Genomic DNA, 20,956 nt, shown 5'->3' on the forward strand with positions numbered 1-20,956 from the left:
TATGAGTAAGGTCATCAAGGGCGGCACGATCGTGACCGCTGACCGCCAGTGGAAGGCGGATGTGCTGATCGAGGGCGAGAAGATCGCCGAGATTGGTGAGAACCTTTCGGGTGATGAGGTCATCGACGCCTCCGACGCCTATGTGATCCCTGGCGGGATTGACCCGCACACCCATCTGGAAATGCCCTTCATGGGCACAACGGCGGCGGAGACGTTCGAGACCGGGACCTTTGCGGCGGCGGCGGGCGGGACCACGATGTTGGTCGATTTCTGCCTGCCGGGTGAGGATGGTTCGCTTCTGAACGCGATTGATGAATGGGACCGCAAGTCGAAGGATCAGATCTGCGTCGACATCTCGTACCACATGGCAATCACCGGCTGGAACGAGAGCATTTTCAATGAGATGGAGGCCGTTGTTAAAGAGCGCGGCATCAACACGTTCAAGCATTTCATGGCCTACAAAGGCGCGCTGATGATCGAGGACGACGAGATGTTCGCCTCCTTCAAGCGCTGCGCTGAGTTGGGCGCGCTGCCGCTGGTCCATGCCGAGAACGGCGATATCGTGGCCGAGCTCCAGCAGAAGTATCTGGCCGAAGGTGTGTTCGGGCCGGAAGGGCATGCCTATTCGCGGCCGCCTGAGGTTGAGGGCGAGGCCGCGAACCGGGCGATCATGATTGCCGATGCGGCGGGCACGCCGTTGTACATCGTGCATGTGTCCTGCGAGCAGGCCCATGAGGCGATCCGCCGGGCCCGCCAGAAGGGGATGCGGGTTTATGGCGAGCCGCTGATCCAGCATCTGACGCTGGATGAGACGGAGTATTTCGACAAGGATTGGCAATACGCCGCGCGCCGCGTGATGTCGCCGCCGTTCCGGTCAAAGGACCATCAGGACGGGCTTTGGAACGGGCTTGCCGCCGGATCGTTACAGGTTGTCGCGACGGACCACGCGGCCTTTACAGATGAGCAAAAGCGCATGGGCGTGGACAATTTCGCCATGATCCCCAACGGGACCGGCGGGCTTGAGGAGCGGATGGCGATGCTCTGGACCAAGGGGGTCGAGACAGGCCGCCTGACGCCGGAGGAATTCGTGGCGGCGACGTCAAGCAACATCGCAAAGATCCTCAACATCTATCCGATGAAGGGCGGGATCAACGTGGGCGGCGACGCCGATGTGGTCGTCTGGGACCCGAAGCTAGGGCGGACGATTTCGACGGCGACGGCGAAATCCATCCTTGATTACAACGTGTTCGAGGGAATGGAGGTGTCTGCCTCGCCCCGGTTCACCTTGTCGCGCGGCGATGTGGTCTGGGCTGCGGGCCAGAACAGCCAGCCGCAACCCGGGCGTGGCCGGTTCGTGAAGCGGCCCCCGGCGGCGAGCCCGTCGCGGGCGCTTTCGAAGTGGAAGGCATTGAACACACCACGCAAGATCGAGCGCGATCCACTGAACATTCCGGCGGGGGTTTGAGTGGCATGAGGCCCATGCCGCGCGTGCTGCGTGTTGTTTTGGCCTATTGCGCAACGCTTTTGGTTTGCGCCTTCGGGTCTCTCGCCTTCGGCTTCGTGACGTCCGGGTCTTCAGCATGGCCGGGTGGGGCGACACTCTTCTTGGTATTTTGGCTGTACATGGTTTTTGGCCTGCTCTTCACCGTAGTTCCGTTCATCATTGCCCGCGCGACATTGGCCTATTTCGAACGTCGTGATGTGCGTGCCTTTGTCATTGCGGGTGGCTCTGTCGGGGCGGTGACAGGAATTGCGCTCTGGCAAGCATATGGGTTCACCTATGTCGGTGAAAGCGCATGGCCTCGGATGATGTCTTGGATCATTGGCAACGGGCTTTGCGGTGCCATTGCAGGTGGCGTGCAATGGATGGTGGAGCGGAAGCTGGGGCTTGGCGCGGACTGGCGCATATCGGGCACTATAGAGACAACGTAAATGACTGTAATCGCTGCTCAATCCCTTGATCTTACGTTCCAGACCAACGATGGCCCGGTGCAGGCGCTGTCGGATGTGAACCTTGAGATCAACAAGGGTGACTTCGTCTCGTTCATCGGGCCATCTGGCTGCGGAAAGACGACCTTCCTGCGCGTGATTGCCGCGCTGGAGCAACCCACTGGCGGGACTGTGTCTGTCAACGGTATGACACCGGACGAGGCGCGGAAGGCGCGGGCTTATGGGTATGTGTTCCAGGCGGCGGGGCTTTATCCGTGGCGGACGATTGAGAAGAACATCAAGCTGCCGTTGGAGATCATGGGATACTCCGCCAAGGACCAGCAGGATCGTGTGAACCACGTCTTGCAACTGGTTGATCTGGAAGGGTTCGGGAAGAAATTTCCTTGGCAGCTTTCGGGGGGAATGCAGCAGCGGGCCTCGATTGCGCGGGCCCTCGCTTTCGATGCGGATATCCTTCTGATGGACGAGCCGTTCGGCGCGCTGGATGAGATCGTGCGGGACCGGCTCAACGAAGAACTTCTGAAGCTTTGGGCGCGGACGGAGAAGACGATTGGGTTCGTGACGCATTCGATTCCAGAGGCTGTATATCTCAGCACCAAGATTGTCGTGATGAGCCCGCGTCCGGGGCGGATTACGGATGTCATCGAAAGCGATCTGCCGCGGGAAAGGCCGCTCGATATCCGCGACACGCCGGAGTTTTTGGCGCTGGCGCACCGGGTTCGCGAAGGCCTGCGCGAGGGGCATGCTTATGACGAGTGAGGACGGTTTTCCGGTATATGGAACCTGTAGTGAATCTGTAGTGCTTTTGTACCTACACGATTTTCGCACTGTTGAGCCCGCCCCCTCAGCCTTCTGTGCGGTGGCGCAATGAGCGGTCTCGCCATACGACCCGCTGAGGCCCCTGATATGGTGGCCTGTGCCGAGATCACCTCTGACTGGATCGCGACCCGCAATTGGGCGCGGGATCTGCACACGGCGGATGAGGTGATGGCTTTCTATACTGGGCCGGTCTTCGAGACCCGCGAGACATGGGTAGCGGGCGATCCAGTCGACGGCTTTTACACCTGGCACGCGGAAGACGGTGAGGTCACCGCGCTGATGGCGCGGACGCCGGGGCGGGGCATCGGCAAAGCCTTGCTGGACCATGCCAAAGCGACCTACGGGACCTTTGTGCTTTTCGTGATGCAAGACAACACGCGGGCGTGGTCCTTTTATTTGCGGGAGGGTCTTGTGGAGGTGTCGCGCACGGATGGCGACAATGAGGAAGGCTTGCCGGATGTCCTGATGAAGTGGGAGGCGGCATGAGCGCGGTTGAGGCTCAGCCACCCTGCGCCTTCTGCATGGCGATGCGGCGGATCAGCATGGCGATCCTTCCGGTGCTGACAGTTGTCGGGGTGATCGTGTTGATCTGGTATGCGGGCGCGTATTTGATGAACCGGTGGGTCACCTTGGACACGGCTCAACGGCAGGGCGTGGAGTTATCGTTTCAGGAGGTCTTCGCCGACACGATGGCGCAGGAGCGGCCGCGCTTGCCCGCGCCGCATCAGGTGGTGGCAGAGCTGTGGAATACGACGGCGGGGGAAGAGATTTTCCGCGAGCGGCGGGGAGAGTTGCGGCCAAATCCGCGCAACCTGCTGTTCCATGCGTTCCAGACATTAGCGCCGACGCTTTTGGGTTTTGTGATCGGCTCGTTAGCCGGGCTGCTGCTGGCCATCGGGATCGTGCACAACCGACCGATGGATTTGAGCGTGATGCCCTGGGCAATTGCGTCGCAAACCATTCCGATCCTGGCGGTCGCCCCGATTGTGATCGTGGTATTGAACGCGGTGGGACTGACGGGTGTGGTGCCGAAATCACTGATCTCGGCCTATCTATCGTTTTTCCCAGTAGTCGTCGGGATGGTGAAGGGTCTTCGCAGCCCGTCGGCGATGGATTTGGACCTGCTGCGCACATACTCGGCCAGCCGAACTGAGACTCTGTTCAAATTGCGGTTGCCGGCCTCGGTGCCGTTCCTGTTCGCATCCTTAAAGGTAGGGATCGCGGCGGCGCTCGTGGGAACCATCGTAGCGGAACTGCCGACAGGGGCACGGTTCGGGCTTGGCGCGCGGCTTCTGACGGGCAGCTATTACGGTCAGACGATCCAGATCTGGAGCGCGCTCTTCATGGCGGCGATTTGTGCGGCCTGTCTGGTGGCGATCCTTGGGTTGATTGAACGTACGACCCTGCGCCGGATGGGGCTGAACCGATGAGTGCGGCCTTGCGGAACATCCCGATCCTGCCCGTGGCGGCTGTCGTGGTGCTGGTCTTCGCCGGGTTCTACGACTTGCGGTTGTGGGTGCTGTTGGCGGTGTGGCTGGGGGCCTGGTACATCAACACACGGCTTGCGCGCAGTGACGGGCCGGTTGTGGCCGTCTGGGTGCCGGTGATCTTTGGCCTGACCTTGGTGGGCCTGTGGGAATTGACCGTGCGCCTTTACGAGATCAGCCCGGTGATCCTGCCCGCGCCCTCGGCCATCGCGTTGGCGTTTGCGCAGAACACCGACATCCTGTGGGCCGACTTCGTGCAGACGATCCTGAAAGGCGCTTTGGTGGGCTATGTGATCGGCTGCGGGGCGGCGTTTCTGGTGGCTTTGGCGGTGGATCGGTCGCCGTTTTTGCAGAAGGGGATGTTGCCGGTGGGCAGCTTCCTCGCCGCGTTGCCGATTGTCGGCACGGCGCCGATTTTCGTGATGTGGCTGGGGTTTGGCCCTGCGTCCAAGGCGGCGGTGGTCGTCGCCATGGTGTTCTTCCCGATGCTCGTGAACGCGGTGGAGGGGTTGAAGGCATCCGACAAGATGCAGCGCGATTTGATGCACACCTATGCGGCGTCTTATTGGCAGAGCCTTCTGAAACTGCGCCTGCCCACGGCCTTGCCGTTCCTGTTTAACGGGTTGAAGATTTGCACAACGCTTGCGCTCATTGGTGCTATCGTTGCTGAATTCTTCGGCTCACCGACCGTTGGGATGGGCTTTCGCATCAAGATCGAGGTCGGACGGCTGGCGATGGATGTCGTCTGGGCCGAGATTACTGTCGCGGCGTTGGCGGGGACCGGGTTCTATGGCCTGATGACGCTGCTCGAGCGGCAACTGACATTCTGGCACCCGTCGCAGCGGCGGGCGTAGAGCAAAATAATCAATGGGTCCAACTTGGAGGGAAAGACTATGAAAAAACTTACAATTGCAGGGGCCGCGCTTCTGGCTTCGGGCGGTATGGCATTGGCGGATGGGCATCTGGATGAGGTGAACCTGCAGCTGCAATGGGTCACGCAGGCGCAATTCGCGGGCTACTACGTGGCGCTTGAGAATGGCTACTACGAGGATGAGGGCCTTGCGGTGAATATCATCCCCGGCGGGCCGGACATTGCGCCGCCGCAGGTGCTTGCGGGTGGTGGCGCTGACGTGATGCTGAACTGGATGCCTTCGGCCCTAGCGGCGCGCGAAGGTGGCTTGCCGGTTGTGAACATCGCGCAGCCGTTCGTGCGCTCGGGCCTGATGCTGACCTGCTGGGCCGATAGCGGCATCACCGAGCCTGCCGATCTTGCGGGGGCCACGGTGGCGCATTGGTTCTTTGGCAACGAATACCCGTTCCTGAGCTGGATGTCCCAGTTGGGCATCGGCGTGGATGGCGGCGAAGATGGCGTGACCCTGCTGCAGGCGGGCTTCAACGTTGATCCGTTGATCCAGCGGCAGGCCGATTGCATGTCGACGATGACCTACAATGAATATTGGCAGGTGATTGATGCGGGTGTGACGCCGGAAGAGTTGGTGACATTCCGCTATGAGGATCAGGGCGTGGCAACGCTGGAAGACGGCATCTGGGCGCTGGAAGAGAACCTCGATGACCCTGAGTTCGTGGATCGCATGACGCGCTTTGTGCGCGCCTCGATGCAGGGCTGGGCCTGGGCGGCTGAGAACCCCGATGACGCGGCGATGATCGTGCTGGATTACGACGAGACCGGCGCGCAGACCGAGGAGCATCAGCTGCGCATGATGGGTGAGATTGCTTTGCTGGTTGAAGGTGGCGATGGCCGTTTGGACGAGGAAGCCTATCAGCGCACCGTTGATACGCTTCTGGCCGGTGGCTCTGACCCGGTGATCTCGGCGGCACCTGAGGGTGCTTTCACCCACGTCATCACGGATGCTGCGTTGGCTGAGTAATCAGCCGAATTACAGCGCCAAAGCGGCCCTGCGCGGCACAGCGTGGGGCCGTTTGCTTTTGGCGGACCGGATTGCCTCAGCGGCGGATGTCGACCGTTGGCGATGACGGATTGGGGGCGCCGCTGGTGTAAGGGCTTTCTTCGGGGCGCGATGTGTCCGGGCTATTGGGTTCGGTGCCGGTTTCATCCATTGCCGTAGGCGCTTCGCTCGTCGGTTCCGCCTCTTCGGAAGGGACGTTTGCAGGCTCAGGCAAATCCAATGGAACCATTGCCAGTGACTGGCGCGGCGGGTCCGGTGGTACGGGCAGATCGTCGTTATCGCCGACTTGAAAGACATCAAGCGGCTTGATGGGCTGCGCATTGGCTGCGGTGCTTGCGCGGGACTGTTCGGCGGCGGTGACAGGGTTGGCGGTTTCAGGGCGCCCGGTCACGTCGCCGGGTTTCAGCCGCGCCTCTGTTGGCGCCTGCGGAACGGTCAGTTCGGGCCGGGCGGGTGTATTTGTAATGTCCATATCTACGCTCCTCACACGCGATGCGAATTGTACCTCCACGACCCAACTGGCTATCCGACGCACCTTAATGCTTGGTAAATTTGCCTATGCGGCGTGGGGCAGATTTGTCTCAAAACTGACGGAGTGGGTTGGGCGTGAGGCGATAATTTAAATCTGTAAATTTCGTGTAAAGCTTGTAAAGTTGGAAGCATGGAACCAACAAATCCCCCCGACATCACCGGCAGCCGTATTCGAGAGCAGCGCCTTGCGCGCGGGCTGAAACAGGGGGCTCTGGCAAAGGCTGTTGGCGTCTCACCCTCTTACCTCAACCTGATTGAACACAATCACCGACGCATCGGGGGCAAGCTACTTCTGGAGCTTGCGCGGGTCCTGAACGTAGAGCCCTCGGTTCTGAGCGAGGGGGCTGATGCCGAGGTGAGCGCGCTTTTGGATGCGGCGGCGCGGTCGCAGGTTGGCCTTGGGGCGGAAACTGACCGTATTGACGAGATGGGCGCCCGTTTTCCGGGGTGGACGGCCCTGATCGCGGCACAAGAGGCGCGATTGCAGGCGCTCGATGCGCAAGTTGAGGCTCTGCGTGACCGGCTGAGCCACGATCCCGTCTTGGCAGAAGCGATGCATGACGTGCTTTCCTCGGTCGCCGCGATCCGCTCAACAGCGGATATTCTGGTGCGAGAGACGGATCTGGACCCAGCTTGGCGCGGTCGTTTCCACCGTAACCTGCATGAGGAGGCAGAACGGCTTTCCGATCAAGCGACGGGATTGCTGGCCCAGTTCGAGGCGCCCGATGCAGAAGGTGGATCGCCTGCAGAAACGGTTGAAGCGATGTTTGATGCGGTCGGCCACGTCTTCCCACACATAGATGCGCAGGGAGCCGGGGCCATTGAGGCCATTCTTGACCAGACCCCCGGAATGGAAAATGCGCCGACGCGCGCCATGGGGCAGGCCAGATTGATGGAATATGCGGGCGACGCGGCCCTTTTACCGATGGAGCCATTCATAGCGGCAGCAAAGGAAGTGGCCTTTGACCCAGTGGCCTTGGTGGCGCGATTGGGTGTTGGCGTGGCCCCTGTTTTGCGGCGAATGGCGAGTTTGCAGCCGGAAACCGGTGCTCCGCCCATGGGGCTGGCCATATGCGACGCGTCCGGTGCGATGGTGCATCGCCGTCGCCTTCCGGGATTCGCACTGCCACGAGTTGTGGCGGGGTGCCCGCTTTGGCCGCTTTACACAGCCCTGTCCCGACCGGGGCAGGCGGAAGAGGCGGAGATTGAAATGCCCCATGGCGCCCGGTTCAGCGCTTGGGCCGTGGCGGAGGCCAATGAAGGGCGCGCATTCGGGGCCGCGCCTGCCTTGAAGGGGATAATGCTGATCATGGAGGCCCGGCAAAGAGATCGGCCGATGCCAGCGATCGCCGCGGGCCCGGGGTGCGAGACCTGTCCCCGCGTCGGATGCGATGCACGACGCGGCGGCTATGCAGGTCCGTGACGCGAATTTCTTGCGTGTTGCCCAAGCATTGGGCAAAGTTGGAAAACCAGGCCCGGGGCGAACGACACTTACCCGGGGGGAGGACTGGGTATGACAATGGACATGCGACCATCTGATACGGCCCCGCGAACAGGGCCGGGGACCGTTCTGATCATCGAGGATGAAAGCAACATCCTCGAAGCGCTCACCTTTATCCTGAGCCGTGCGGGCTGGGATGTGCGCGGCCATGGCAAGGGCGATTCAGCGCTTGCAGAAGTCGCGCGGATTGGCCCGGATGTGCTGGTGCTGGATGTCATGCTGCCCGGCCAGTCGGGGTTCGATATTCTCCGCGCGCTGAGGGCCGAGCCAGAGACGCGCGATCTGCCTGTCGTAATGTTGACCGCCAAGGGTCAGACCCATGATCGCGATCACGCCATGGGACTGGGGGCGAATGCTTTCCTGACCAAGCCATTCTCGAACGATGAATTGCTGGCGGTCATCACGGATCTGGCCCCGGCCCCAACAGATCGGCCGGCCGCAGCCGGTCAGGGGTGAGCCATGGCCTCAAGGCTGTTTCTTGAGCGCCGCAGATACAGGCTCAACCGGTTGCAAGACGCAGCGCGCCTCTTGCCGATCCTCGGTCTAATCCTGATTTTTGGCCCGATCTTCATCCGCGGCACGGGTGACGAGGCGGAAAGCCTGTCTGTGACCCTGGTTTATTACTTCGGCATCTGGATCGGGCTTATCGTGCTTTCGGCATTGGTCAGTGTCGCACTGACGCGCCTTGGCGTTCAGGATGAGGCCGGCGGCCCGCCTGAGGCGGGGCCTGCGCAGCCGCCTGAGGCCGAGTAAAATGCTGAGTTTCAACGGCCTCGTCTCGATCTGTATTCTCTATGTATTGGTGCTGTTTGCCGTGGCCTTCTGGGCGGAACGCAGCGCCAAGGCGGGCCGGGTGCGGTGGCTGAATTCGCCGATCACCTACACGCTGTCCCTGTCGATCTACGCCACGGCATGGACGTTCTACGGCGCCGTTGGGTCGGCGGCCCGCTCGGGGCTGGAATACCTGACGATCTACCTTGGGCCGACTTTGGTGTTCATCGGTTGGTTCTGGTTGCTGCGAAAAATGGTCCGCATCGGGCGCGCGCAGCGGGTCACATCCATCGCCGACATGATCTCTAGCCGGTATGGCAAGTCTGGCGGATTGGCGGTGTTGGTGACGTTGTTGGCCGTGTTGGGGACAACGCCCTACATCGCGCTGCAATTGCAGTCGGTCACGCTATCCTTCTCGGTCTTCACCAATGCAGGTGCGGGTGAAGGCACATCGAGCACAGCGATGTGGATCGCAGCGGGGCTGGCCGTTTTCACGATCATCTTTGGCACCCGGTCGCTCGACCTGAACGAACGCCATCCCGGCCTTGTCAGCGCCATTGCGGCTGAGGCAGTGGTGAAGCTGGCAGCGATTGTTGCGGTGGGTGTGTTTGTTGTGTGGGGCGTAGCGGATGGACCCGGCGATATGCTGGCGCGGATTGAAGCCTCGCCTGTCGCAGAAACGCCGCTAAACGGCGCACGGTGGCTGGGGCTGACGGCCTTGGCAGGGGCCGCGATCCTGTGCCTGCCGCGAATGTTCCAGGTGTTAGTGGTCGAGAATTCGGACGAGCGGCATCTGGCAACCGCGGGATGGGCTTTCCCGCTATACCTTTTGTTGATCTCGCTTTTCGTGGTGCCGATTGCGGTCACGGGTATGAGCTTGCCCGGAACCGGAGACAATCCGGACCTGTACGTTCTAACCGTGCCGTTGAGCTTGGGGCAGGACGCGCTGGCGCTTTTGGTTTTTCTGGGCGGTTTCTCCGCCGCGACTTCCATGGTGATTGTCGCCGCATTGGCGCTTTCAACGATGGTGTCGAACCACGTGATTGTGCCGCTTTGGCTGCGCAGTTCACGCGATAGCGTGGTGTTGAGCCAGGACATGCGAAAAGTGGCGCTCACGGCGCGCCGGGTGTCCATCGCGGCGATCCTGTTTCTGGGATGGGTGTACTACAGCTTGTCCGGTGGCACGGCTGCTTTGGCCTCGATTGGTCTGATCTCGTTTCTGGGCGTATCACAGATTCTGCCCGCCTTGGTCGGTGGTATTCTATGGCGCGGGGCAACGCGGTTGGGGGCAGCGCTTGGCATCGGCGCGGGCCTGTTGATCTGGGCATGGCTTCTTTTGCTGCCCAATATCGCGGAGACGGGTGGTTTGATGCCCGAAGTGCTAAGCTCTGGCCCTTGGGGAATTGGTTGGCTTGCCCCGCATAGCCCATTTGGCTTGCAGGCCAGTGATCCGCTTTTGACAGCGATGGTCCTTTCGCTCGGCGTGAATACGGCGCTGTTTCTGTTGGGGTCGCTGTTCAGCTTTCCCAGCCCGCTTGAGCGGCTGCAAGGGGCGCAATTCGTCAATGTCTTCGACCATTCGCGTGCTGTGAGGGGATGGACTGGCGCGGTTGGTGCGGCGGATGATTTGCGAATCATGGCACAGCGGATCATGGGCGATGACCGGGCCATCGCCCTGTTCCGCGACGCCGCGCGGGCGCAGGGCCGAGACGGGGAATTGCCGGAGCCGACGCCAGATTTCCTCGCTGAGCTAGAGCGGGAGCTTGCAGGTTCCGTCGGAGTTGCGACCGCCCACGCCATGGTGGCGCAGATTGCCGGCGCAGCGAGCGTGAGCGTGGGTGATCTGCTGGCCGTGGCCGACGAGACGGCGCAGATCATGGAGTATTCCAGCCAACTTGAGGCCAAGTCAGAAGAGCTGGCCCAAACCGCAGGTCGATTGCGTGAGGTCAACGCAAAGCTGACCGAGTTGTCGGTGCAGAAGGATGCGTTCCTCAGCCAGATCAGCCACGAATTGCGCACACCCATGACGTCGATCCGATCTTTCTCGGAGATCCTGATGCAAGCCGACAAGGTGGACGATGCAGCACGGACGAAATTCTCACGGATCATCCACGATGAAAGCCTGCGCCTGACGCGCCTGCTGGATGATTTGCTGGATTTGAGCGTGCTTGAGAACGGTCGTGTGACCCTCAATATGGCTGAGGCGCAACTGGCAGACGTGTTGGACCGCGCCATTCATGCGGCGGGCGCGGAAGCGGGCGATGGCATCACGCTGGTGCGCGATCGGGCCAGCGAGGCCGTTGCGTTGTGGACCGATCCTGACCGGTTGGCCCAAGTCTTCATCAACCTGATCTCAAACGCACGGAAATACTGCGATGCCGATGTGCCGGAACTGGTGATTTCGGTCGTGGATACGCAACAGGGGTTGGAGATCGAGTTTTCGGACAACGGCTCAGGCATTCCAACCCGGCAAGAGGCCCTGATCTTTGAGAAATTTGCCCGCCTCGATACTGCGCGAGGGGCGCCGGGGGCCGGGCTTGGGCTCGCGATCAGCCGTGAGATCATGGCGCGTCTTGACGGGGATTTGATCTACGTGCCGGGGCAGGGCGGCGCGACCTTTCGCGTGCGATTGCCGGTGCGCGCCTTGAAAGCTGCGTAAGCGGATAAAGCAGGGGCGCATAAGGGCTTCGTTAACGGCTTTTGTGGCAAAGCTACGCGCACGAACCCCCGTATCCGTTTGCCAGAAGGCACAAATACGCCCATGCCCGCGACTGATCAGCGCCACGTTCTGGCCCGCAAGATTGCGGCGCATGCCGGTGTGCGGCATCGCCCGGATGATCTTGTTCCGGCACTGGAGGCGGGATTGACGCGCGCGGTGCGCCGGGCCGCCGCGCCGCTGGATGGGCTCAATGTGACGCTTGAGGCGGTCACTGTGACCATGCAGGCCAGTTTGGATTCAGCACTTGAGGCCTTGCCTGAACACGGCCTTATTGCTGCAACCGAAGACCGGGATGGCAGGCGGGGCCTGCTTGCCCTGGAGCATTCTTTGGTTGATGCCTTGATCGAAGTGCAGACGACCGGTCGCGTGGAAGACGTGCAGGGCCCGGCGCGCCCGGTCACACGCATTGATGAAGCATTGTGCCGCGACTTTATCGATCTGTTCTTCGCGGGGTTTGCCCACGAAACAAGCGCAGAAGCGGGGCGCGATTGGCCTGAACGCATCGCTTATGCCAGTCAGATCAAAGATCGAGGTCAGATCAACCTGCTTTTGCCCTCAAAAGGCTTTCACCTGCTGCACGTCAACGTCAATGCAGCCGGGCTTAAATCCGGCCGACTGCTGGTTTTGCTGCCCGCGGACCCAAGTCTGGCGCGTCGCGCCACTCAGAAATCCGATGCTAAACCAGCCACCCGTCCCGACACATGGGGAAGCGATGTGCTTGCAGCCTTAGGTCCGGCCCCGTTGTCCCTCAATGCGGTCTTACTCAGATTGCACATGCCATTGTCGAAAGTGCAGGACTTGAAGGATGGGGATCTGGTTCCTTTTGATCGCAGCGATTTGGAGACAGTGACGCTGGAAGACGACAACGGCCATATCTTTGCGCGGGGGAAGCTGGGGCAGATCGGCGGGCGGCGTGCAGTGCGGCTGGAGGCGAGGCGAAAGAAAGGGGCCGGTTCAAGCGAAGCGACGCCAGACTCTGGGCCGGACGCCCTGAAACGTGCCGCGAAGGCGTCAGATCAGATGTCGCCGGAAGCATTGATGCCGCAGGCAAATAGGCTGCCATTGGCAGACGGCCTGGGCGGTACAGCGGGTGCTGAGGCAGCGGCACCGCAAGCCATGCCTGATCTACCGATGCCAGACTACGATCCGGACGCGCCGACTGCGTGAAATCTCGGCACCTTTTGTGGATGTAGATATGCGCCCGTGGGGCGGACACGGCCAGCGCAACCAAACACCCAGATGGCTTGTGTTCTGTCATTGAGACCGCCAATCTCCGCCCATCGGGTCGGCGCGATGCTGATCTGTGCGTCGAAAGGGGAGCGCCAATGTCCATTTCCGAGTTCCGCAAGAAAGTGACCGGCGGAACAGCCTTGGCGGGCACGTTTATGAAGACGCCAAGTGTTGACATGTTGGAAGTATTGATCCTCTCGGGCCTCGATTTCGTGTGCCTCGATTGTGAACATGCCCCGTTCGACCGCGTGACGATCAGCGCGTGCATGGCGCTGGCCCGCGCGGCTGATTTCCCCGTTCTCGTGCGCGTCCCTTCCAGCGCGCCCGAAAATATCGGCAAAGCGCTGGACGATGGCGCGGTCGGCGTCGTGGTGCCCCATGTCACCTCGGCGGACGTTGCCGAAAAAGTCGCCCGCGCTGCTCGGTTCGGCCATGGCGGGCGCGGATATGCGGGCTCCACCAGATGGGCGGGTTATGCCACGCGGCCTATGCCCGACGTGCTGGCACAAAGCGCCGCCGAGACCATCGTGATCGCCCAGATCGAAGACCCGGAAGGCGTGGACACGGCGGACGCCATCGCCGCCACACCCGGCATCGACGCGCTGTTTCTTGGCCCCGCTGACCTGAGCGTCGCTTACGGCTATGACCACCAAAACAGTGATGAGCTGAATGCGGCCATGGAAAAAGCCGGCGCTGCTGCCAAGGCCCATGGCAAAGGTTACGTGACCTTTGTGGCCGACGCGGACCGCGCCGCTGCGATCCGCAAACATGGGTTTTCGATGTTTTTCATCGCCTCGGAGCATGCCTGGATTTTGCAGGGCGCGCGGGCGCAGGTTGCCGGAATTCGCGCACTGGACTAGCGGCGCACGGACACATTCCCGCCGCATTCGTCTCAAATCAGCCCCAATTCGGGCGGATTGTTTCCACGCAATCACCCTTGAAAAATCACACAGCCTCCGCCTTTGCGCCCTGCTTTTTAGGCAAATTTACTGTGTTCCGGCGACAAATGACCGGAACGCGTAACGAAAAAACCTAGTGCAAACGGCAATCCCCGGATGCTCCGCGCATCCGTCGTGCAGGAGAAAACCAATGATGAAATCCCGTTTCATCCCCGCAATCGTTCTTGGTGCAGCCCTGGCTGTGTCTGGCTGTGTCAGTGGTGTTGATGTGTCGCGCGAAGTCGCTTTTGACACGCCGCCGCCCGCTGTCGAAAACATCGTGATCCAGGATTGGGACGTTGTGGCTGTCGATGTCGACGTGCCGCGCACCCTGACGGTGAGCGAAGCCAACACCATCAAGCCGCGTGCTGACATCGTTTGGCGCGAAGACCCGATCGGTGACCGCCACACGCAGGTCGACGACCTGATGACTGAGGCGCTTACGCCCGCGTTTGAAGATGTGAATGGCTCGATCCCCGTGATTGTGAACATCGAAGTCACACGGTTCCACGCCCAGACACAGCGCGTGCGCTATTCGAATCTGCCGTCTGAGCAGGAGATCGAGTTCATCATGACGATCGTTCACGCCGAAACCGGTGTGATCCTGTCTGGTCCGGACGCGCTTGACCTGACCTTCCCGGCGCTCGGCGGCAATGACGCCATCGAAGCCGATGCCGCTGGCCTGACGCAGCGCCTGCGCATCACGCGTCGCTTGCAGGATTGGGTGCAGGCCGAATTCCTTGGCACCGTCGCGCCGAGCGTTCTGGTCGCCGCGGCTGAGTGAGCCTTTTCCCCATCTGAAGAACCCGGTAGAGGGGGCGCCATGACAGCGCCCCCTTTTCCTGTTCTGCGTCTGAAACCCAAGGCCGATGCTCGCCGCATTCGCCATGGCCATCCTTGGGCCTGGGCAGATGATCTTGTGCTAGACCGTCGCGCCAAGGCCGTGCCTGCCGGTGCGCTGGCCGTGTTGCAGGATGCGAACCGGGAGCCGCTTGGTCTGGGCATCGCAAGCGTTAGCGCGCGGATCGGGTTTCGGCTATTGGACCGCAACCCGGAGGCGGTGATCGACCGCGATTGGTTGGCCGGGAAAGTGACGCGCGCGCTGGCGTTGCGCACTGCCCTTTACGACGCGCCCTTCTATCGCCTGATCCATGCCGAAGGCGATGGTTTGCCCGGCCTGATCGTGGATCGCTTCGGCGATACGCTGGTGATGCAACCCAATGCGATCTGGCTGGAGGAACGGTTGGACGACCTTGTCGCCGTCCTGTCGGAGGCCACCGGCTGCTCAACCATCATCAAAAACGGAACCTCGCGCGCACGGGCGCTGGAAGGGCTGACGGAGGAGATGGCCGTGTTATCTGGCACCGCCCCGACTGCGCCCATTCCTGTTCCGATGAATGGTGCCACCTATATGGCAGACGTCATGGGCGGGCAGAAAACGGGCCTGTTCTACGATCAACGCCCCAACCACGCCTTCGCTGCCCGCTTGGCCGATGGCGCGCGGGTGTTGGATGTATTCTCACATGTGGGCGGCTTCGCATTGGCTGCTCTGGCGGCTGGAGCGCAATCGGCGCTGGCTGTGGACGCGTCTGCCCCCGCGCTCGAATTGGCCACGTCCGGGGCAGGGACCATGGGCCTCGCCAACCGCTTCACAACACTACCGGGCGATGCCTTCACCACGATGGAAGCTTTGGCCACGGACGGCGCAACCTTCGATCTGGTCATTGCTGACCCACCGGCCTTTGCCCCCTCCAAACCCGCGCTCGACAAAGGCCTGCGCGCCTATGAGCGGGTGGCGCGACTGGCAGCACCTTTGGTCGCAGAAGGCGGAACGCTGATCCTGTGCTCCTGCTCCCACGCTGCCGATGTCGGAAAATTCCGCGCCTCCTGCCTGCGCGGGGTCGGGCGCGCCGGGCGCGAGCCCCGGATCCTCCACACAGGCTTTGCCGGGCCGGATCACCCCGTCCACCCGAGCCTGAGTGATACGGGCTATCTGAAAGCCATCGCGTTCCGCTTATGATCGCAGTCCTTGATGCCTGCGTGCTTTACCCAACGGTGCTGCGCCAGATCCTTCTGGGCTGTGCGGAGCGTGGGCTATTCACGCCCATCTGGTCGGACCGTCTTTTGGAGGAGTGGCGTCGCGCGGCGTTGCGAAATGGCGGTGAGGCGGATGCGGCCCTGGCTGGGGCAGAGATGTCGCGCGCCAATGCCCGCTTTCCCAAAGCCCTCACCGCGCCCGGCGACGAGGCCCCACTTTGGCTGCCGGATCCTGCCGACATTCATGTGCTGGCCACAGCCATCGCTGGCAAGGCTGATACGATCATCACCCTCAACCTGCGCGATTTCCCGGCGCGCGAACTTTCCGGCCACGGCATTACCGCCCGCCCACCCGATGCCGTGCTGATGGATCATTGGCTGAGCGATCCCGATGCCGTGGAAGAGGCCGTGATGACCACCCATGCCGAGGCCGAGCGTTTGTCTGGCGAAACGCTGCCACTCCGCGCGTTGCTCAAACGCGCCCGCCTTCCGCGACTCGGAAAAGCGCTTACCCGCTGAACCCGCCCGTCACTCCGGTTGGCCGGAATCCTGCCACCGTGCCTCTAGCGCCTCGATGGCTGAGATCCGTTCTGCCGTTTTCGGGTGGCTCATCAACCAGGCCGGTGCTCCGCCGCCTTTTAGTCCGACAAGTCCTTCCAGCTTTTCGAACAGGGTCTTTTGCGGGCCGGTTCCGATCCCGGCTGAAACCAGCAGGGCGGAGGCATAGGCATCCGCTTCATACTCATCCTGACGGCTGAGCCGCGCGGCCAGAAGGGACGCGACCATACCCCCGATCCATGGGCCTATCCCCGGAATGATGCGTCCCAAAACGCCCGCCAGAACCGCGCGCACAGCGTTTTGCCCGGAGAAATCAATCATCCGCCGCCGTGTATGGCCGAGCGCGACATGCCCAAGCTCGTGTGCGATCACACTGGCAATTTCCTCGGCCGTCACTTCACCTGCCCGGTAGCGGTCATAAAATCCGCGGGTGATGAAAATACGCCCGTCCGGCGCGGCCAGCCCGTTCACGGCGTCCACCTCGTAGACGTTCACGCGGATTCGGTCGACGTCGAGCACTTTGGCAAATTTGTCGGTCAGCGCGATCAGCGACCGGTCTGCCAGCTCAGACGAGCGTGCGTCGAGTTCCCGCTTCGTGCGCCAGGACGAGAACAGGTACATCACCAGGCCATAGCCTACGGCCAGCAGGATCGGGGTCAGCTTCAACATGGGTCAGATATGGGGCCGGGCAGGGCCTTCGGCAATGCGCGTTACGACACAGTCAGCAGGTCCGTGCCGTGGCGCGAAAGGCGTTCTGCTCCGTCGGCGGTCACAAGCACCGTATGGCCAAGCGTCATGGCGAGGCCCGCGTCGCTGTCCATAACTATCATGTGTAGGAAGAAGGCCTGATTTTCCTGCATGATCAGTGGGTTGCCCTCATAAAACATCGGGAATTCCACCCAGATCGGGTTGTAGGCGATGCCCATGCCGTAGCCGCAGGCCTGGAGGCGCGCATGGCTGAGGCCGCGTTTATCGAAGACGTCGGCATGGGCGGTGTAGACGTCTGCCATCGGGCGGCCGGGGCGAATTGCGGCCTCGCACGCCTCCAACGCCTCTTCACAGGCGGCGTGCATCTTGCGCTGTTGATCCGAGGGCGTCCCGATGACGATCGTGCGCATGGCGGCCGCGTGGTAGCGCGCGGCCGAGCCGGACCATTCCAGCGTCAGCTGATCGCGCGCATCGAGGTGCCTGCGCCCCGCGAAAGACCGGCAGAGGAGTGCGTTCGCGCCCGAACCGATCACTGTTTCATTGCCCGCAGGCTCCCCACCCATGGACAGGATCGCCGATTGCATGGCGGCATGAATGTCGCCCTCGAACGCGCCGGGCGTCGTGGTTCGCAAGGCGGCATCTAGGGCGGCGTCGGTCATGCCCGCGGCCCGGCGGATCATGGCGATTTCCGCGTCCGATTTCACCCGGCGCAAAACGGGGATCAGGTCCGACGCATCGGTCAGGTTCGGCACCGCATCCGCAATGCTTTGACCATTCGCAAAGGTCAGCCCGGCTGTGCGCGTCTCCCACCCCAGCCGCTTTCCGGACAAGCCTAGATTGCGCAGCAGGTCGGCCAAGTCGTTCGCCGGAGCGGCGTCTTGATGCTCCGGCCAGATATGGATGCACTCGCACGGAAGGACTGAGGTATTTTGCGCCTGCCGCAGATCGGGCAGGCGGGTCAGCAGATCAATCCGCCCATCCGCGTCCAACACCATTGCCTGAAACATCGCAAAGCCGAACGTGTCATAGCCCGTCAGCCAATACATGCTTTCAGGCGCGAAGATCAGCAGTGCGTCGAGGTTGGCGTCACGCAACGCTGAAGCGGCATTTGCTTGCCGCATCGCGTATTCGGAGGGCGCAAAAAGAGGCGGCGTGGCCGCGAGGATTTCTGACATCTACTTCCCCAACTCCCGCATTCCGCGGTCAATGCCTTCCAGTGTCATTGGCACCATGCGCCCTCCGAAGATTTCGTCAATCATCTGGGTAGATTGGGTGTGGCGCCAATGCCGTTCGGGCGTTGGGTTAATCCACAGGTGATCGGGCCATTGCGTCCGCGCGCGCTGCAACCAGGTGCTGCCCGCTTCCTCATTCCAATGCTCATTTGCGCCGCCGGGAAAGGCGATCTCATAAGGCGACATGGCCGCGTCACCCACAAAGATGCATTTGTAGTCGGGGCCGTAGGTGTTCATCACCTCGTAGGTCGGGATTTGTTCGGACCAGCGACGGTGATTGTCGCGCCATACGGCCTCATACAGGCAGTTGTGGAAGTAGTAGTATTCGAGGTGTTTGAATTCGGCCTTGGCCGCGCTGAACAGCTCTTCCACCACCTTCACGTGATCGTCCATCGAGCCGCCCACATCGAGAAACAGGATCACCTTCACCGCGTTGCGGCGTTCGGGACGGGTTTTGACGTCGAGCCAGCCTTGTTCGGCGGTGGCGCGGATCGTGCCGTCGAGGTCCAATTCTTCCGCCGCGCCGTCACGGGCCCATTGGCGGAGGCGCTTGAGGGCAACCTTTATGTTGCGGGTACCCAGTTCCACGTCGCCGTCGAGGTTCTTGAATTCGCGCTTGTCCCAGACTTTTACGGCCTTGCGGTGGCGGCTTTCGTGTTGACCGATCCGCACGCCCTCTGGGTTGTAGCCATAGGCACCGAAGGGAGAGGTGCCCGCTGTGCCGATCCACTTGCTGCCGCCCTGGTGGCGCTTTTCCTGTTCCTTGAGGCGCTGGCGGAGGGTTTCCATCAGTTTGTCGAAGCCGCCCATTGCCTCGATCTCTGCACGTTCTTCCTCAGACAGGTGCTTTTCGGCGAGTTTCTCCAACCATTCGCGGGGGATTTCGGTGGCCTCCAGTACGTCATCGAAGCTGATGCTCTCCAACCCGGAAAAGGTATGGGCGAAGGCTTGATCGAAGCGGTCGAGGTGGCGTTCATCCTTCACCATCGCGGTGCGGGCGAGGTAGTAGAAGCCGTCGACGTCATAGGTGACGAGGCCGCGGCTCATCCCTTCCAGAAAGGCGAGGTATTCCCGCAAGGAAACGGGGATGCGGGCGGTGCGGAGGGTCTCAAAGAACGGCAGGAACATGCATGTGTTCTAGCGCGGACGGGCGGCGGCGTCGAACGGGAAATCGCAGGCTGCTCACGCGTGAGCAAGAAGGTTAAGCTGAAGAAATATAGAGACAATTCCGATCTCGTTTGCGAAAAACAAACCCCTGTATTCGCCTCGGGCTCCCGACACGGCCCTACCGAAACGCCGCCTGCATGGCGCGGCGTGCCTCGTCTGGTACCGTGAACCCGGCCGCGGACATTTCGGGCGTGGGCCATGTGCCGTTCAGCACATTTTCCGCGACCACCGCCGAATTGACCGGTGGCCAGACGGGCGCGCCCACCTCGATCTGCTCAAGGATCGCATTGCGAATGCGCCGGTCCGCGCGGCGGCGCGGTTCATTGGCGTAGATTGTGTAGGCCGGCAAAACGCCTTGGCCATGGACTTGCCACGGATTTCCTCCCGCCTCGATCACCGCTGCGATCACGTCCCATTCCCCGGTCAACATGGCAGAGCCAAGCGGCGTGCGCCCGTTGGAGGTCACGTGGTTGATGTCAGCACCGCCCGCGACCAACAAGCGGATCGCGTCGGCGCGTTCGAACAGGATCGCCTCGCGCAATGGTGTGTTCATGGCGGGATCGTGGACGTTCGGGTCTGCGCCTGCTTCCAGCAGTGCGGTCGCGTAGTCGGGATCATCGGCCAAAGCCGCGTACGTTAGGGGCAGACCAGTGATTTCTCCGTTCGGATTAGCCCCGAAGGCCAGCAGGGCCTGAAGCATCGGCAGATCACAGGCGGCAATTGCCGCGGTCAGTAGATCGGCGGAATTGCCGTTATAGGGGCGGGTTCCCTCCGGAAGCCCGGTCCGAACCTCCAGCAGGGCCGTGTTTGTGGCGAGCAGCGATTGTACCCCGGCGATATCGCCCTGACTGACGGCCTGATACATCGCTTCGCCGGATTGTCCGCCCGTCAGATTGGGTGAAACGCTTTCAAATGTAGGCAGGCGCACATCGGACTGGCGAAAGCATTGCGCGTTGGCGGAGGCGGTGTGCGACACGGTCACGGCTAAACCGACGGCGAGAGCGCTTAAATGCAATGAAAATACAGACATCGTGGAACCTCCTACCCTGGGTGCGGATACCGGCCGTGTACCGAGTGCACTCAGTCTGTGAACAATGTTCAATAAATATCCACGACATCCGTTCGGTTCAAGTCCGCAGACCGAAACATCGGGGCAGGGTTTCCCTTACCCGAACCGCTGCAAGGACAGCTGAACCCTGGAGGAGGGGTGGCTTACTGCGGGGCAGGGACGATCAGCATTACGATGGTGCCGATCAAAAAACCGATCAGCGCAAAGACCGCTGCCCATTGAGCGATGTCCTGCCAATTGCCTTTGCGCCGCCATGCCAAAAGCGCACCGACCAGAATGCCAATGCCTGCCCCAATGAAATTCAGCATGTT

22 protein-coding genes are annotated in these 20,956 nt (G+C 61.6%); 16 read left to right on the forward strand and 6 right to left on the reverse strand.

Going from position 1 to position 20,956, the window contains the following annotated elements; all coding sequences use genetic code 11:
- Position 1 precedes the first annotated feature (1 nt).
- The 7 genes from hydA to V8J81_RS05045 all read left to right on the forward strand — a co-directional run bounded on the left by hydA (position 2) and on the right by V8J81_RS05045 (position 6,145).
- Positions 2-1,465 (forward strand): dihydropyrimidinase, encoded by a 1,464-nt coding sequence (hydA, locus tag V8J81_RS05015; protein WP_368474650.1) that lies wholly within the window; start codon positions 2-4, stop codon positions 1,463-1,465.
- A gap of 5 nt (positions 1,466-1,470) precedes the next feature.
- A complete protein-coding gene (locus V8J81_RS05020; protein WP_368474651.1) occupies positions 1,471-1,932 on the forward strand; it encodes a hypothetical protein in 462 nt (153 codons plus the stop codon).
- Positions 1,933-2,709, forward strand: a complete 777-nt coding sequence (locus V8J81_RS05025) for an ABC transporter ATP-binding protein (protein WP_368474652.1) — start codon at positions 1,933-1,935, stop codon at positions 2,707-2,709.
- Between the two features lie 108 nt (positions 2,710-2,817).
- Positions 2,818-3,255, forward strand: coding sequence for a GNAT family N-acetyltransferase (locus V8J81_RS05030; protein ID WP_368474653.1), 438 nt, complete (start codon positions 2,818-2,820; stop codon positions 3,253-3,255).
- Between the two features lie 56 nt (positions 3,256-3,311).
- Positions 3,312-4,199, forward strand: a complete 888-nt coding sequence (locus V8J81_RS05035) for an ABC transporter permease (protein ID WP_368477602.1) — start codon at positions 3,312-3,314, stop codon at positions 4,197-4,199.
- Complete coding sequence (locus V8J81_RS05040; RefSeq protein WP_368474654.1) at positions 4,196-5,110, forward strand: ABC transporter permease; 915 nt, start codon at positions 4,196-4,198, stop codon at positions 5,108-5,110. Before V8J81_RS05035 ends, V8J81_RS05040 begins: the two co-directional genes overlap by 4 nt.
- 39 nt (positions 5,111-5,149) lie before the next feature.
- Entirely contained in the window at positions 5,150-6,145 is a 996-nt protein-coding gene (locus V8J81_RS05045) for an ABC transporter substrate-binding protein (RefSeq protein ID WP_368474655.1), read from the forward strand.
- Positions 6,146-6,221: 76 nt separating this feature from the next.
- Here V8J81_RS05045 and V8J81_RS05050 read toward each other — a convergent pair whose 3' ends face one another.
- Positions 6,222-6,656, reverse strand: coding sequence for a hypothetical protein (locus V8J81_RS05050; RefSeq protein ID WP_368474656.1), 435 nt, complete (start codon positions 6,654-6,656; stop codon positions 6,222-6,224).
- A gap of 189 nt (positions 6,657-6,845) precedes the next feature.
- Here V8J81_RS05050 and V8J81_RS05055 point away from each other — a divergent pair, with 189 nt between their 5' ends.
- From V8J81_RS05055 to V8J81_RS05095, 9 genes are all read left to right on the forward strand, one after another.
- A complete protein-coding gene (locus V8J81_RS05055) occupies positions 6,846-8,138 on the forward strand; it encodes a helix-turn-helix domain-containing protein (RefSeq protein ID WP_368474657.1) in 1,293 nt (430 codons plus the stop codon).
- 90 nt (positions 8,139-8,228) lie between these two features.
- On the forward strand, positions 8,229-8,672 hold the full coding sequence (locus tag V8J81_RS05060) for a response regulator transcription factor (RefSeq protein WP_368474658.1): 444 nt from the start codon (positions 8,229-8,231) through the stop codon (positions 8,670-8,672).
- A 3-nt stretch (positions 8,673-8,675) separates the two neighbouring features.
- The gene (locus V8J81_RS05065; RefSeq protein ID WP_368474659.1) at positions 8,676-8,969 is read left to right on the forward strand and encodes a hypothetical protein; all 294 of its coding nucleotides are present in this window, start codon (positions 8,676-8,678) and stop codon (positions 8,967-8,969) included.
- 1 nt (position 8,970) lies between these two features.
- A complete protein-coding gene (locus tag V8J81_RS05070; protein ID WP_368474660.1) occupies positions 8,971-11,646 on the forward strand; it encodes an ATP-binding protein in 2,676 nt (891 codons plus the stop codon).
- Positions 11,647-11,748: 102 nt separating this feature from the next.
- Positions 11,749-12,873 carry a FliM/FliN family flagellar motor switch protein gene (locus tag V8J81_RS05075; protein ID WP_368474661.1) on the forward strand — a complete coding sequence of 375 codons (1,125 nt, stop codon included), beginning with the start codon at positions 11,749-11,751 and terminating at the stop codon, positions 12,871-12,873.
- 158 nt (positions 12,874-13,031) lie between these two features.
- Complete coding sequence (locus tag V8J81_RS05080) at positions 13,032-13,796, forward strand: HpcH/HpaI aldolase family protein (protein WP_368474662.1); 765 nt, start codon at positions 13,032-13,034, stop codon at positions 13,794-13,796.
- Positions 13,797-14,025: 229 nt separating this feature from the next.
- Positions 14,026-14,658, forward strand: a complete 633-nt coding sequence (locus tag V8J81_RS05085; protein ID WP_368474663.1) for a DUF6778 family protein — start codon at positions 14,026-14,028, stop codon at positions 14,656-14,658.
- 39 nt (positions 14,659-14,697) lie between these two features.
- Positions 14,698-15,894 (forward strand): RSP_2647 family RNA methyltransferase, encoded by a 1,197-nt coding sequence (locus tag V8J81_RS05090; RefSeq protein WP_368474664.1) that lies wholly within the window; start codon positions 14,698-14,700, stop codon positions 15,892-15,894.
- Positions 15,891-16,430 carry an RSP_2648 family PIN domain-containing protein gene (locus V8J81_RS05095; RefSeq protein WP_368474665.1) on the forward strand — a complete coding sequence of 180 codons (540 nt, stop codon included), beginning with the start codon at positions 15,891-15,893 and terminating at the stop codon, positions 16,428-16,430. The genes V8J81_RS05090 and V8J81_RS05095 overlap by 4 nt, the downstream gene beginning before the upstream one ends.
- A 9-nt stretch (positions 16,431-16,439) precedes the next feature.
- Here V8J81_RS05095 and V8J81_RS05100 read toward each other — a convergent pair whose 3' ends face one another.
- The 5 genes from V8J81_RS05100 to V8J81_RS05120 form a co-directional block, all read right to left on the reverse strand.
- Positions 16,440-17,138, reverse strand: coding sequence for a M48 family metallopeptidase (locus tag V8J81_RS05100; RefSeq protein ID WP_368474666.1), 699 nt, complete (start codon positions 17,136-17,138; stop codon positions 16,440-16,442).
- Between the two features lie 41 nt (positions 17,139-17,179).
- Positions 17,180-18,352 (reverse strand): M24 family metallopeptidase, encoded by a 1,173-nt coding sequence (locus V8J81_RS05105; RefSeq protein ID WP_368474667.1) that lies wholly within the window; start codon positions 18,350-18,352, stop codon positions 17,180-17,182.
- The gene (locus tag V8J81_RS05110; protein ID WP_368474668.1) at positions 18,353-19,537 is read right to left on the reverse strand and encodes a vWA domain-containing protein; all 1,185 of its coding nucleotides are present in this window, start codon (positions 19,535-19,537) and stop codon (positions 18,353-18,355) included.
- Positions 19,538-19,694: 157 nt separating this feature from the next.
- A complete protein-coding gene (locus V8J81_RS05115; RefSeq protein WP_368474669.1) occupies positions 19,695-20,606 on the reverse strand; it encodes an ankyrin repeat domain-containing protein in 912 nt (303 codons plus the stop codon).
- A 182-nt stretch (positions 20,607-20,788) separates the two neighbouring features.
- A complete protein-coding gene (locus tag V8J81_RS05120) occupies positions 20,789-20,953 on the reverse strand; it encodes a hypothetical protein (RefSeq protein WP_368474670.1) in 165 nt (54 codons plus the stop codon).
- Positions 20,954-20,956: the final 3 nt, after the last annotated feature.

The sequence above is a fragment of the Gymnodinialimonas sp. 202GB13-11 genome (genome assembly GCF_040932485.1).
Taxonomy (GTDB): Bacteria; Pseudomonadota; Alphaproteobacteria; order Rhodobacterales; family Rhodobacteraceae; genus Gymnodinialimonas; species Gymnodinialimonas hymeniacidonis.